10 protein-coding genes and 1 riboswitch are annotated in these 13,983 nt (G+C 44.2%); of the genes, 5 read left to right on the top strand and 5 right to left on the bottom strand.

Going from position 1 to position 13,983, the window contains the following annotated elements; translation table 11 throughout:
- Positions 1-12: 12 nt before the first annotated feature.
- Positions 13-1,095 carry an endonuclease/exonuclease/phosphatase family protein gene (locus tag ALKIM_RS18415; protein ID WP_052345535.1) on the top strand — a complete coding sequence of 361 codons (1,083 nt, stop codon included), beginning with the start codon at positions 13-15 and terminating at the stop codon, positions 1,093-1,095.
- Here ALKIM_RS18415 and ALKIM_RS18420 read toward each other — a convergent pair whose 3' ends face one another.
- Positions 1,096-1,629, bottom strand: coding sequence for a TrmH family RNA methyltransferase (locus ALKIM_RS18420; protein ID WP_052345536.1), 534 nt, complete (start codon positions 1,627-1,629; stop codon positions 1,096-1,098).
- Between the two features lie 5 nt (positions 1,630-1,634).
- On the bottom strand, positions 1,635-3,065 hold the full coding sequence (locus ALKIM_RS0112005) for a CCA tRNA nucleotidyltransferase (protein WP_044117921.1): 1,431 nt from the start codon (positions 3,063-3,065) through the stop codon (positions 1,635-1,637).
- Between the two features lie 316 nt (positions 3,066-3,381).
- Here ALKIM_RS0112005 and trxA (ALKIM_RS0112010) point away from each other — a divergent pair, with 316 nt between their 5' ends.
- From trxA (ALKIM_RS0112010) to ALKIM_RS0112020, 3 genes are all read left to right on the top strand, one after another.
- Positions 3,382-3,741 carry a thioredoxin gene (trxA, locus tag ALKIM_RS0112010; RefSeq protein ID WP_026474866.1) on the top strand — a complete coding sequence of 120 codons (360 nt, stop codon included), beginning with the start codon at positions 3,382-3,384 and terminating at the stop codon, positions 3,739-3,741.
- 128 nt (positions 3,742-3,869) lie between these two features.
- Positions 3,870-4,364: a thioredoxin gene (trxA, locus tag ALKIM_RS0112015; RefSeq protein WP_026474867.1), complete on the top strand. Its 495-nt coding sequence runs from the start codon at positions 3,870-3,872 to the stop codon at positions 4,362-4,364.
- Between the two features lie 115 nt (positions 4,365-4,479).
- Positions 4,480-4,571, top strand: a riboswitch (TPP riboswitch).
- 269 nt (positions 4,572-4,840) lie between these two features.
- Positions 4,841-7,285 (top strand): TonB-dependent receptor, encoded by a 2,445-nt coding sequence (locus ALKIM_RS0112020; RefSeq protein WP_026474868.1) that lies wholly within the window; start codon positions 4,841-4,843, stop codon positions 7,283-7,285.
- 76 nt (positions 7,286-7,361) lie between these two features.
- Here the strand turns inward: ALKIM_RS0112020 and ALKIM_RS0112025 are convergent, their stop codons facing one another.
- The 3 genes from ALKIM_RS0112025 to ALKIM_RS0112035 all read right to left on the bottom strand — a co-directional run bounded on the left by ALKIM_RS0112025 (position 7,362) and on the right by ALKIM_RS0112035 (position 10,868).
- Positions 7,362-8,054 (bottom strand): RluA family pseudouridine synthase, encoded by a 693-nt coding sequence (locus ALKIM_RS0112025; RefSeq protein WP_173400722.1) that lies wholly within the window; start codon positions 8,052-8,054, stop codon positions 7,362-7,364.
- A 58-nt stretch (positions 8,055-8,112) separates the two neighbouring features.
- Positions 8,113-8,934: a 3-methyl-2-oxobutanoate hydroxymethyltransferase gene (gene panB, locus ALKIM_RS0112030; protein ID WP_026474870.1), complete on the bottom strand. Its 822-nt coding sequence runs from the start codon at positions 8,932-8,934 to the stop codon at positions 8,113-8,115.
- Positions 8,935-9,053: 119 nt separating this feature from the next.
- Positions 9,054-10,868: a hypothetical protein gene (locus tag ALKIM_RS0112035; RefSeq protein ID WP_026474871.1), complete on the bottom strand. Its 1,815-nt coding sequence runs from the start codon at positions 10,866-10,868 to the stop codon at positions 9,054-9,056.
- Between the two features lie 545 nt (positions 10,869-11,413).
- Here ALKIM_RS0112035 and ALKIM_RS0112040 point away from each other — a divergent pair.
- Positions 11,414-13,915, top strand: coding sequence for an endonuclease MutS2 (locus ALKIM_RS0112040; protein ID WP_026474872.1), 2,502 nt, complete (start codon positions 11,414-11,416; stop codon positions 13,913-13,915).
- Positions 13,916-13,983: the final 68 nt, after the last annotated feature.

Here is a 13,983-nt window from a genome sequence, read left to right on the forward strand (position 1 = left end):
GATATTGGTTTTATGTGCAAACGCGCCAATCATTCACACCGGGTTTGTGCCTTCTACCAACTAGCTGTTTTTGGATGCCTGCTTTTTTTCACCTCCATACATCTTCACACATCAGCTCAGACAGGTGCTGCAAAGCGTGATTCAACTGCCGGAATCATGTTTTATAATGTCGAGAATCTTTTTGATGTGGTTGATGATCCTAAAACCAATGACGATGAGTTCACGCCTGACGGAAACCGCAGATGGACCTATAACAGGATGCGCCAGAAGTTTTCAAATCTGAACCGTGTTATCTTAAATGCCGGAGGATGGAACCTCCCGGTAGTTATCGGACTGTGTGAAGTTGAGAATAGCTGGGTTTTGTCAGCATGGCTTCGCGAAACCGGACTCTATAACCTCGGTTACAGGTATGTTCATTTTGACTCGCCCGATTCACGCGGCATCGATGTGGCTATGCTATACCGGCGTGAGCGCTTTAAAGTTTATGCCTCACGACCAGTGGAAGTGAATTTTGGCCCGGGTGAACGTCCCACCCGCGACATCCTATATGTGAAAGGTGTTTTGGATGATGCCGATACGCTCCACGTTTTGGTGAACCATTGGCCATCGCGTCTTGGCGGTGCTGCTGCATCTCAACCTAAACGCCGACATGCCGCTACGGTGGTAAAAAACCTTGCTGATTCCATTCGTAATGTGAATCCTGATGCTTTGTTGATTGTAATGGGTGATTTCAATGAGCCGCCTCGTTCGCCAATATTTTTGAATGATTTAAAAGCAGGTAAGCTGGAGGATGATGTTTGGCTCATAAGTCCGGCGCTCTATTTACCACCGGGCAAAGGCACGCTAAAGCATGGACATGCCTGGGAGGTTTTTGATCAGATTTTGATATCGCGACCTTTTTTTGAGAAGAAGTCACCTGTTCAAATGAACAAACCATCCATGCGGATTGTGGAAATTCCCTTTTTATTTCAGCCCGATGATGTACATGGCGGCACGAAACTATTCAGAAGTTACGAGGGATTTAAGTACACTGGCGGCTACAGCGATCACCTTCCGGTGTGGATTGATTTGATTGTTTGTGAAGTCGAAGAGTAGTTATTCCAAATCTTGTGCGTTTATGAGTTGTCTGCGAACCCATTCAAACAGACATACGCCGGTTGCCTGTGCCACATTTAATGATTTTACAGTCCCTGGAACAGGAATATGAACGCACATGTTGGCAGCATCCAGAAGCGGTTTGGATATACCAACGATCTCATTGCCCACCATCAATGCCATTTTTTGAGGGAGTTTTGATTCGAAAATGTTTTGCGACCCATGCATCGTTTCAAGCGCCACAAGGGTATAGTCTTGTGGAATAAGTTTCAACAGTTCGTGCGTAGAACAAAATTGCCAATCAACCACGTATCCGCTCACCTGTGCCACGCTGTTAATCTTTGATTTACGTGGCAATTCGCCATCGTTTACTGCAAATACTTGTCTACACCCGATGTTTCCAGCCAATCTGAGAATGTGCCCTATGTTTTCAGGCGTTTTTAAGTTGTCGGTAATGATGATTGGTCTCTTATCCAAAGCAATTTTCGGATAATCAAGAGATTGAAAAAAACTTATGGCACCAGTACTTGTCATGCTGATTATTTCTTGGATGCTTCAGTTAATCCCAACTCACGACCTTTTTCCAGCATAAACTGATAAGCTTCGGCATAATCGTTATGGATGATGCCATCGAGAATGGCGTCCTTAATGGCCGTTTTTATGATGCCAACCTGCTGGCAGGGAGCTAAACCAAAGGTTTCCATAATCATCTCACCGGTAACCGGCGGCTGAAAGTTTCTTACCTTATCCTTTTCTTCAATTTCACGCAGTTTGCGACGAACGATTTTAAAATTCCTCAAATGCCTGTCGGCACGCTCCCTGTTTTTAGATGTGATGTCGGCTTCACACAGCGTCATGAGGTTGTCAATGTCATCTCCCGCTTCAAACAAAAGGCGGCGCACGGCCGAATCAGATACTTCGTCCTCAATGAGCGCAATTGGGCGCATGTGCAGATAAACCATTTTCTGCACAAACTTCATTTTCTCGTTGAGGGGTAATTTCAGGCGTTTGAAAATGCGTGGCACCATCTTTTCACCCACATGGTTGTGCGCATGGAAAGTCCACCCATGAACAGGGTCAAATCGTTTGGTCACAGGTTTGGCAATGTCATGCAACAGGGCAGCCCATCTCAGCCAGAGATCATCGGTGTTGGGCGTAATCTGGTCTAGCACTTCCAGCGTATGATAGAAATTGTCCTTGTGCGATTTGCCATTTACAGTATCTATACCCTTCATAGCCTGTAGTTCCGGAAGAATGTCGGTAAGCAGACCTGTTTTGTCCAGCAGTTTGAAGCCTATGGATGGTCTGGCCGACATCATGATTTTGTTCAGCTCCTCGGCCACGCGCTCTCCGGAAACTATCGAAAGGCGCTCCCTGTTTTGTATGATGGCTTTTAGGGTTTCCTCTTCGATATGAAAGTTCAGCTGCGAGGCAAAACGGATGGCACGCAACATACGCAGCGGATCATCTGAAAATGTGATGAGCGGATCAAGCGGTGTGCGTATAATTTGGTTTTCAATATCTAGTAGTCCGTTGAAAGGGTCGATGATACTGCCATAGTTGTGTTTGTTTAGGCTGATGGCAAGGGCATTAATGGTAAAGTCGCGGCGGTTTTGGTCATCTTCGAGTGTGCCATCTTCTACTATGGGTTTTCGGCTGTCTCTGTTGTACGACTCTTTACGCGCCCCTACAAATTCTATTTCTGTATCACGATAGCGAAACATGGCGGTTCCAAACGATTTAAAAACAGAGACTTTTAGATTGCCAAGCCGGGCAGCTACTTTGGTGGCCAGGCCAATACCACTGCCTATTACAACGATGTCGATATCGGTGGTTTTTCGTTTCAGAAAAATATCACGTACAAATCCGCCTATGACATAGGTTTCCAATCCTTCACGGTCAGCTATTTCTGATATGGTTTTGAATACAGGATGTTTCAGATGTTCTTGCATCGTTTCGCTTTTAGCCATTATGTCACTTTAAATTTGATATAACAGCGGCTGATTGAATTATTAGCTGACAAAATTACAATATTTACCCGAATCTGGCATCTGTCAGTACTCTTTCTGTCATAAGGAGGCCTTACTTGCTGTATGGGACATCATTCTATGAATGGGCAGTGGAAAGGTGTCATGCCCTGTCTGTTAATGGTTTGTGTAATGTGTTACTACAGGCTGTTTTTTGGCACAATCATTGTATTTATGTATTTACAAATTTAGATATTTGTATTTTTGAGTTGTATTTTTTATATTTGTACCAGAAATAAATCATTTAAACATTACTATTATGGTTGAGCATTTGACAGCTGAAACTTTCAAGGCAAAAGTTTTTGACTACGTAAACAATAAAGATTGGAAATATAGCGGAGACAGACCCTGTTTAATCGACTTCTATGCCGATTGGTGTGGTCCCTGCAAAATGGTGGCGCCTGTATTGGACGAGCTATCAAAAGAGTATGGAGATAAATTGGATATCTTCAAAGTAGATACTGAGGCTGAGCGCGAATTATCAGCGGTTTTTGGTATCCAGAGTATCCCGTCGTTCCTGTTCGTGCCTATGAATGGGCAGCCACAAATGGCAATGGGGGCATTGCCAAAGGATACTTTCGAGAAAGCTATTAAAGATGTGTTGAGCGTTGAGAAATAAGTTGGCGGTTTAATCAATATTGCTAATTTTGACAGAACTAAAATTAAGCAAACATTTTGGGAAAACTCACGTTTTATATCTAAACAGACATTTTCAAGCAACGATTGAATGTCAAATTTGATGGAATTATGAAGCATTTACTATTTGGACTTCTGGCCCTGTTTTTTTTGGTCCAGTCCACAGCATGCACTGCAGGTAACAAGGAGGGTGAGAGCCGCAATAATCAGCTTTTGGCCAGTGCACAAAATGTACAAGGTGGAAGCAGTGTGATTGAGCTTAACGAGGCGCAGTTTATTGATAGAGTTTTTGATTTCAAAAACAATGAAACCTGGTCTTTTAAAGGCGATCGTCCCGCTATTGTTGATTTTTATGCCGAGTGGTGTGGCCCTTGTAAGCGACTGGCGCCAATCCTCGTGGAACTACAGAAAGAATACGGAGATAAGATTCAGATTTACAAGGTAGATGCTGAGAAGAACCGTGAATTGGCTGCTGCTTTTGGCGTGTCTGCATATCCTACAATGGTATTTATACCGATGGATGCTGATCCTGCTGGTGCGCGTGGTTTACTGCCAAAAGAGGAGCTGGAGAGAATAATTGAGACTTTTCTGAAAGTGAAAAAGTAGTAAAAAGATAGTTTAGTTTAGAGAGGCCGTTCCAATCAGGAGCGGCTTTTCGCGTTTTTAAAGGATAAATTTATTTAAGTAGCATGATGCTTATTTAGATTTTGTCTATATTTGTCGCGACAATTGGGGGTGCCTTTAAGCTGGCTGAGATTAAACCCTTTGAACCTGAGCAGGTAATGCTGTGCAGGAAAATTGAATTTCTCTCCGTTTTTAATCTCCCATTGTCATAATTCGGTTTTTGTATAGTTGTCCGGAGTCTGTTTTGATTCTGAAAGCCTGGTCGTTTTTATGGCTTTGAGTATGGCAACTGTTTGAAACGCAATTTTATTATTATCTACAATGGGGTGCCCTAAATTACGGGCTGAGATCAGACCCTCTGAACCTGGTCGGGTAATGCCGGCAAGGGAAAGTGTAAATCTCCTGTTTTATCCTCATTGCAGTTTTTGTTTAATTCTTAAATTTTAACTGCTTAAAAAATGAAGAAGTTTTTGTTGTTGATGGGTTTTGTTGTTATGGCAAGCTCTTTTTTGATGGCGCAGTACACCGTTCAAGGTTCTGTGACCGATAGCAATGGAGCGGTGTTACCGGGCGCCGTGGTTCGTGTGGCCGATAAGGTGGCTATTGCCAATGCCGATGGCCGGTACGCTGTGGAGGCGTTAGGAAGAGGTAATTATTTGCTAAGGGTTTCTTTCATTGGCTATGAGTTGTTCTCAAAGGAGATTGCTGTGAGTGGTAATCTTGTGGTGGATGTCGTTTTAAATGAGATGTCTATATTGAAGGGGGAGGTTACAGTGGCTGCCATCCGGGCCCGTAAAACCGATCCAGTGGCCTACACTGAAATAACGGCCGAAGAGATTCAGAAAAATAACTTCGGCCAGGATTTGCCATACCTGTTGAGCCTCACGCCCGGAATGGTTGTGAGTTCTGATGCCGGAACAGGTATTGGCTATACCGGTATGCGGCTGCGAGGTACCGATATCACTCGAATCAATGTTACGGTAAACGGTATTCCTTTGAACGATGCCGAGTCGCAGGGTGTTTTTTGGGTGAACATGCCCGACTTTGCCACTTCGGTGAGTCAAGTGCAGATTCAGCGGGGCGTGGGAACATCAACCAACGGGGCGGCATCGTTTGGGGGGTCGGTTAACTTTAGCACGCTCGATGGCCCCGGAACGCAGCAGGTGGTTATTGATAATGGATACGGCTCGTTCAATACCAGGCGCAATTCGGTGCAGGTGCAGTCCGGACTGCTTCACAACAAGTATGCTTTTGATGTGCGTTTGTCAAACATCACCTCCGATGGGTTTGTGGACAGAGCCTTCTCTGACCTTAAATCTTTCTATTTCTCTGCCGGATATTTTGGCGATGCATCCACCTTGCGGTTTGTGACTTTTTCAGGTAAGGAGCGTACCTACCAAGCTTGGAATGGTGTGCCCAAAGTAAAGCTGGATAATGATGTAGCAGGAATGGAGAAACTTGTGGCAATGGATGGATGGTCGGCTCCCGAAGCGGAGAATCTCTACAATTCAAGCCCACGTACGTTTAACCGATATCTTTACGATAACCAGACCGATAACTATCAGCAGGATCACTACCAGCTGCATTTTTCGCATAAGCCCATCTCATTCCTGCTTTTAAATACATCTTTACATTATACGAGAGGAGAGGGGTATTATGAATCCTATAAATACAGGGAGCGTTTCACCAAATACAATTTTCCAATTGATCCTGTTGAAATTGATGGCGTTACTTATAATCGCACAGATGTAATCGCCCGTAAATGGCTCGATAACCATTTCTATGGCGTTACTGCATCGGTGGTTTTACAACAAGGCATCTTGCATCTGGTAGCCGGTGGCGCATGGAACCGTTATGACGGCGACCATTTTGGCAATGTGATTTGGTCGGCCATAAATGCCGGTGTACCTGCCAACTACCGATGGTATCAGAACGATGGAACCAAGGAAGATTTGAATTATTATGGTAAGGCATCTGTTGAACTGGCTCCCGGCTTTACTACCTATGCCGATTTGCAGTTGCGCCATGTCTCTTATGACATCCGTGGCGTACACGATAACCAAAGGGATTTAACACGCTCAACCAGCTATGGATTTTTCAATCCCAAATTTGGACTTAATTATGAAATAGGTCAGGGTAAAAGAGTTTATGCCTCTGTTGCTGTGGCCAACAGGGAGCCCTCGCGCAGCGATTTTCGCGATGCTGATGATGAGGTGGTTCCACAACCCGAAAGACTTATTAATTATGAAGCCGGCATTGATTGGTTTGGTGAAAAGTGGGGAGTGCAGTTAAATGGTTTTTATATGGATTATAAAGATCAGTTGGTACTCACCGGGCGCATCAACAATGTGGGGGCTTATATCATGAACAATGTACCCAAAAGTTACCGTTCAGGGATAGAATTGGCTGGTCAGGCGGCAATTTTGCCACGGTTGATGTGGAGTGGTAACGTGGTTTTGTCAACCAATAAAATCAAGAATTTCTTTGAGTTTGTTGATGATTGGAGTACAGGCGAACAGGTGGTTAATGCACTTGGCACTACTGATATTGCTTTCTCCCCCAACGTGACTGCTGCCAGCCGTTTTGAGCTTCTGCCGATGGATAATTTCACCATTGCGCTTAACAGCCGTTATGTTGGAAAGCAGTATATCGACAATACATCGAGTTCAGACAGGCAACTGAAAAGTTATTTGGTAAACGACCTTGTGTTGCGTTATAAGATTAACAGCAAGCGTATGCCGGTGATTGAGCTCGGAGCCCAGATTAATAACCTGCTCGATGAGAAATACATCTCTAATGCATGGGTTTATAGCTATATTTATGATGGCGACAGGGATGTTCTGGATGGCTATTTCCCCCAGGCCGGACGCCATTTTATGGGGCAGGTAATTCTACGTTTCTAAAATCCTACACTAATAATCAGAAAAAGAGCCGGGTACTAAATGGTATCCGGCTCTTTACAATTTATGATTGTGTGTGTTATTTGCCTTGGGTAACGTTGGCAAATTCCTTCCATAATTTATCTTCCTTTGGATATGGTGCAACAATTTCGACACGTTCCTGTTTTACGGGGTGGATGAAACTGATGCGCCTTGCATGCAATGAAATGCCGCCATCGGGATTTGAGCGGGGAAAGCCGTATTTCAGGTCGCCACGTATGGGGCAGCCTATTTTTGCCAGCTGGGCTCTTATTTGGTGATGACGCCCTGTCTGCAAATCTACTTCCAACATGTGATATCGGGCCGAACTCGATATCAATTTATAAGTAAGAATGGCTTCTTTGGCGCCTGAACGCATCTTTGGGAAGGCATAAGATTTATTTTTTTTGCTATCCTTAAGGATGAAGTGTTTCAGTGTGGCTTCATCTTGCTCAGGTAATTCCTGCACAATGGCCCAATAGGTCTTTTTAACCTCTTTATCCTGAAACATCTTGTTCATACGACTTAAGGCTTTGCTGGTTCGGGCAAACAGAACCACACCTGTCACAGGACGATCCAACCGGTGTACCACACCTAAATAGACGTCACCGGGTTTCTCGTATTTGTTCTTTATATATTCTTTTACCTTGTCAGATAATGGTTCGTCTCCGGTATCATCACCTTGAACCAGGTCTGAACCGGTTTTGTTAACAGCAATCAGATGATTGTCTTCGTATAAAATCTCTATCTTCATTTCTTATTTACTCTTATTGTTTATTCAAACATGCTTTAGCATGCGTGCTAAAGGTTTGTTAGTATTGTTCGCGTGAGTTGGGGAAGTCGCGTGATTTTACATCTTCGATGTAATTACTAACTGCACCCGTGATTTCAGCGTATAAGTTGTGATATCTGCGTAAAAATCGTGGCGAAAACTCCTGGTTAATACCCAGCATATCATGAATTACCAGAACCTGGCCGTCAACACCACCGCCAGCTCCAATGCCTATTACGGGGATTGTGAGTGACTTGGCTACCTTCTCGGCCAATGTGGCCGGTATTTTTTCAAGAACAATGGCAAAAACACCTGATTCCTGCAAAAGATGTGCGTCTTCAATAAGTTTGTTGGCTTCTTCTTCTTGTTTGGCACGTACTGTATAGGTTCCGAATTTGTGGATAGATTGTGGGGTAAGTCCCAGATGCCCCATTACGGGTATTCCTGCTGACAAGATTCGGTTTACCGATTCAATGATTTCACTGCCGCCTTCGAGCTTGATGGCATCTGCTGCAGTCTCTTTCATGATGCGGATGGCGGAAACAATGGCCTCTCTGCTGTTCCCCTGATAAGAGCCAAACGGCATATCAACTACCACCATGGCAGTGTTCACAGCTCTAACTACTGAGGCGCCATGATATATCATCTGATCCAGGGTGATGGGAAGTGTTGTCTCCCATCCGGCCATTACATTGGCAGCCGAGTCTCCTACAAGGATGACATCAATTCCGGCTCTGTCAACGATTTTAGCCATGGAATAATCGTATGCGGTGAGCATGGATATTTTCTCACCTTTCATTTTCATTTCACTCAATACGTGAGTGGTTATCTTTTTGGGGCGTTGTTCCTTTGCTACTGACATGGTAGTTTGATTTTAAAGAGCAAAGGTAGTAATAAAAAGCAGGATTTGTAGAAATTGGCACCATTGCCTTATAAAGCAACTCATCCGATGGTTTTGTGCCATCGGATGAGTTTATAGAATTAAGCATTTTTTGTTTCAAGAACACTTTTGCGTGTCCCCACTTCATTCAGAATTTGCTCATGACGTTGCTTGCAGTCGTTGAGTTTTTTAATGGAGCGGGCTTTTGTAGTATCATCAAACCCCTGTTCCAGGGTAAAAATTGAGTCGTAGTAGTTCATGCCGTTTTGCAGGTTTTTTAGATACTCGTCCCATGATTTTAACTGTTTGGCATCGGGTGAAGTCAGTCCCGTCATCTCTTCTTCAATGTAATCCAGATACATGGAGAGTTCTTTGATGAACAAATTTGGGCGGTCGGGATGTGTGATGAGGTTGGCACGCCCGCAAATGTGGTCAATCATCTCCTTAAGTGAAGCCTCACGCGAAAAATAAGCAAGGTTGGGGCCTGGGCACACAGATACGCCTTCACCTTCTTTGGATGTATCCATTCCATGCGATTTTAGCGTGGCTACATCAAGTCCGTTGCAAATGCATGATTTATCTATGATGCGCTGATAAGCCTTGTTGTATGCATCACCCGAAAGCCCTTTGTTGTTGAGTTCTTCAATCTTGAGTTTCTGGTATCTTGACGAAGCCGTACAGATTGGGCGCTCGGTAAATTCGGTGTTGAGAAGCACAAATTGTTTTGTACAGGGTGCTCCTGGCTTACCGGCCTTGGCTCGTTGTTGCTGCTCCAAATCGGCTGATGCGCCTTTAATGTTATTAAAGCGCACTCCAACCGGGGATACGTGACTCAGGAAATAATCTTCCTCACCGCCATTTGCCAAAAGGTCAATGGTGGCCTTATCGATGGATACTGCTTCGGGAACCAGCATGAAAGGCGAACCCCAGCCCACACTGTCGAGTTTGTATTTGTTCATCAGAAAATTATGCTCCTCAGCAGTGCCTACGCCACCCTGTGCAGTCAACCGAATGGCAGGTGCCGACTTAGGCACATGCTTGTTCTTTGCTGTAAGAGCTTTGGAATAGAGGTCAAAAAGTTCATGAACCAGCATTTCACGGTTGTTGCTAAACTCTTCGAGGATGGGACCCATGAGATAGCCTTGGGTTGCAAATGCGTGACCACCACAGTTCAGACCTGATTCTACGCGAAATTCAGATATCCAGAGTCCTTTTTTTGCAAATATTTTTCCTTGCACAATGGCCGATCGGTAATCAGACACTTTCAGGATGATCTTTTTATTGAAGCCTCCCTCTGCGTTGGGATAGAAATCTTCGAACTGTTCAAGATAGGTGTAGAGACGGGCATTCATGCCGGCAGAAAGAACCACTGAAGATTTTAGCGTGCTATTGGCAAACCCCCTTAAAGCGGCATGTGCATCGTTAAACTCAGATGGAAGTTTTTCCCCATCGCGGTAGTTCTCTTTGTCCAATTTGGTCATGATGTTTACATCAATACTGCCAGGATGAAGGTATTTGTCGATAATCTCCTTAACCTGAACAGTTGATGCGCTCTCTATAATCTGGTTGAGTTTCAGTTTTAGTTCCGAAGTGTCTGGCAAAAGACTCAAAAACCGATTCAGTTCATTTCGCTTTTCTGTTAAAGCCAATTTGAAATCCTGATACTTCTGGTTAACAATGATGTTTACTGTATCGAGATAGGCCGTGATGCGTTTGGCTCTGAAATCTTCAATTTTATTATTGATGGCTGAAAATGGCAAATCGTGTTTGGTACTGTAAAATTCGCGCATGCGTTCTACAAGAATATCATCTACCAACGAAATGGCCGAAGCGATACCTAAATGTGCTACTTTAATCGGTGTGTCAATGGTGTAGCCAATTCCCATTACAGGAATGTGAAATGAGTGTAATTGCATATTAATTCAAAAAATTGATATTGTGGTGTTTGATTTGAAGTAGGTCTCAAAGTTTGTTAAGGCTGCATGTGTCAGATCTATTCTGCTAAGCTGGCGCAATGCAATTGCTCAGAATAGTGGCCTTGCAGTTACATTTACTTGCTTCTGCATGCTTTATGATGCACATCTGGTTCTACTTGGTCAAAGTTAATTCTTTACATTAGGGTAGAGTGTTTAAATCTGTTAATTATTCGTGATTTGGGGCGAAAATTGAGAGATTGGGGTGATTGTAACCGGTTTTTTGCCGATGTTTTGAATGTGCTGTTAAAATGGTTCGGAGAGTGGTGATGAACAATCAACGCTTTTTATAAAAACGACCAGTCTTTGTATAAATATTCGTTTTTCGTTGGCGTTATTTTTAATTCTATTCTATATAATTGGAAAAAAAAGGAACCTGCTATTTGCGATGGAGAGTGGTAACCACAATTTGTTTATTTTTGTATGATTTTTCAGTACTTACGGTTATTCTTTCGGATTGAATAGTATGATAAATAATTATTTCGGACGTGATATATCCTGATACATTTGAGCAAAAGTTGAATTTCGCAAAAATTCGCGAGCTATTGGCTGAGCATTGTTTGAGCAGTCTGGGACGCGAGTGGATTGAGCGGATGGAGTTTTCAGCCCGTTTTGAGCAGGTGCAAACCTGGTTGGGGCAAACTCATGAAATGCTAAAAGCTGAGCTTGATGGGAGCGAAATGCCTGTTTCTTACTTTATTGACGTGCGTCAGCCATTGAAAAAAATCAGGGTCGAAGGTTTGTTCATGGAGGAGGGCGAACTGTTTGACCTGAGGCGTTCTTTAGGCACCATTCGCGATATTATCCGTTTCATAAAATCTAAAAATCCAGAGGAGTATCCCCATTTACATGATTTGGCAGCCAATGTGATGGTTTATCCGGCGGTTATCGATCGCATAGATGGGATATTGAACCGACAAGGTAAAATTAAAGACAACGCATCGCCCGAATTGGGTCGGCTTCGCAAAGAGATAATCTCACAACAACAGAGTGTATCGCGCCGCATGGTGAGCATTCTGAAACAAGCACAACAGGCCGGACTGGTTGAGCCGGATGTAAGCATCAGCATTCGCGACGGGAGAGCTGTAATTCCGGTTCTTTCAGCCAACAAACGTAAATTGCCGGGAATTGTGCACGACGAATCGGCTACGGGTAAAACTACCTACATTGAGCCGGCCGAAATTGTGGAAATTAACAATGAAATCAGGGAGTTAACCTATGCCGAGCGGCGGGAAGTCATTCGCATACTGACTGAGGTTTCTGCTTTTATTCGCCCCTATCTTGAGGAGTTGCTTTATGCGTATGATTTTCTTGGCATCATCGATTTTATAAGAGCCAAAATGAGGTTTGCACAACGCATCAATGGGGTGCTTCCCGAGGTGCGTAACGAGCCGGGCTTTAAATGGCTCGATGCGTATCATCCACTGCTCTATCTGCAAAATAAACCATTAAACAAGCCAGTGGTGCCGCTGAATCTGGAGCTGTCAGAGGATGATCGTATCGTGTTGATTTCAGGACCAAATGCCGGCGGAAAATCTGTATGCTTGCAAACGGTTGGTCTTTTGCAATATATGCTTCAATGTGGTTTGCCCGTTCCGCTTAAGGAGGGTTCCCGCATGGGCTTTTACGACCATATATTTCTTGATTTGGGTGATGAACAGTCCATCGAAAACGATTTAAGTACCTATAGCTCACATCTTTTGAATATGAAAAATTTTGTGCGGCATAGTAATGACCGCACCATGGTACTTATTGATGAATTTGGCACCGGAACCGAGCCCATGCTTGGTGGAGCTATTGCCGAGGCGGTTCTTGAACAACTCAACCGGCAGGGAGTGTATGGGGTGATAACCACCCACTACACCAACCTTAAGCATTACGCTTCGCAAACTTCGGGCATTGTCAATGGCGCCATGCAATTTGACACACATCAACTTCAACCGTTGTTTAAGCTGGAAGTTGGTTCTCCCGGCAGTTCGTTCGCTTTTGAAATAGCACGAAAAATCGGATTGCCCGAATCAATCCTTAACGCAGCAAAGGAGCGATTGGGAGAGGATCACATCAATTTTGACAAGCACTTGCGTGAAATCATTCGCGATAAAAGGTATTGGGAGCAAAAACGACGCGCCGTAAGAGAGCAGGAGCGTAAACTCGATTCTGTATCGGTACGTTATGAGAAGGAGCTGGAGCAGCTCACAAAAGAGCGAAAAGAGATTTTACAAAAGGCACGTGATGAGGCCGCTGCACTTTTAGCGGGTGCCAATAAGCAAATTGAGAATACCATACGCGAAATTCGGGAGTCGCAGGCTGAGAAGGAGCGCACCAGACTGGTACGTAAAGAGCTGGATGATTTTAAAGATGGAATGGATGCCGCGGGTGACGTGGCCACCCAGGAGAAATTGGCGCGCGAAATGGAAAAGTTGCGCAATAGAAAGCAGAGAAAAGAACCTAAATCAGCCGAATCAAACAGCGAGAATCCTTTACCTGTAGCCGGTAATTCAGAGCAACCTTTGTTGCCGGATGTGATTGCAGAAGGTGACCTTGTGAAGCTTGCCGGGCAGCCTGTGCCGGGCGAAGTCATGGAGGTGAAGGGAAAGGATGCTTTGGTTGCATTTGGTCAGTTGGTTACTAAGGTAAAAATCAGCAGACTCGAGAAAATTAGTCGAAGCACCTATAAAAAAGAGATGAGGCGTGAGAGTAGCGTGACTGCCGGCCTTGCTGAACGTATACGTGAGAAAAAACTCAACTTTACACCCGATATTGATCTGCGAGGGATGCGTGCCGAAGAGGCCATCGATCGCGTGTTAGTGCACCTTGATGAAGCCGTGATGTGCGGCGTGAATCAGGTGAAGATACTTCATGGAAAAGGTAACGGTATTCTGAGGCAGATGATTCGGGAGCAGCTGAGAGCAATATCTTTCGTGAAGAAGTTTACCGATGAGCATGTACAGTTTGGGGGTTCAGGTATCACTGTTGTTGATTTGGAGTAGTCATTTTTAATGATTTTCACGGGGGATCACTGCTATAATTTATCGCACGCGGTTCCCTGTTTATTTGC

This window comes from Alkaliflexus imshenetskii DSM 15055, assembly GCF_000517065.1.
Taxonomy (GTDB): domain Bacteria; phylum Bacteroidota; class Bacteroidia; order Bacteroidales; family Marinilabiliaceae; genus Alkaliflexus; species Alkaliflexus imshenetskii.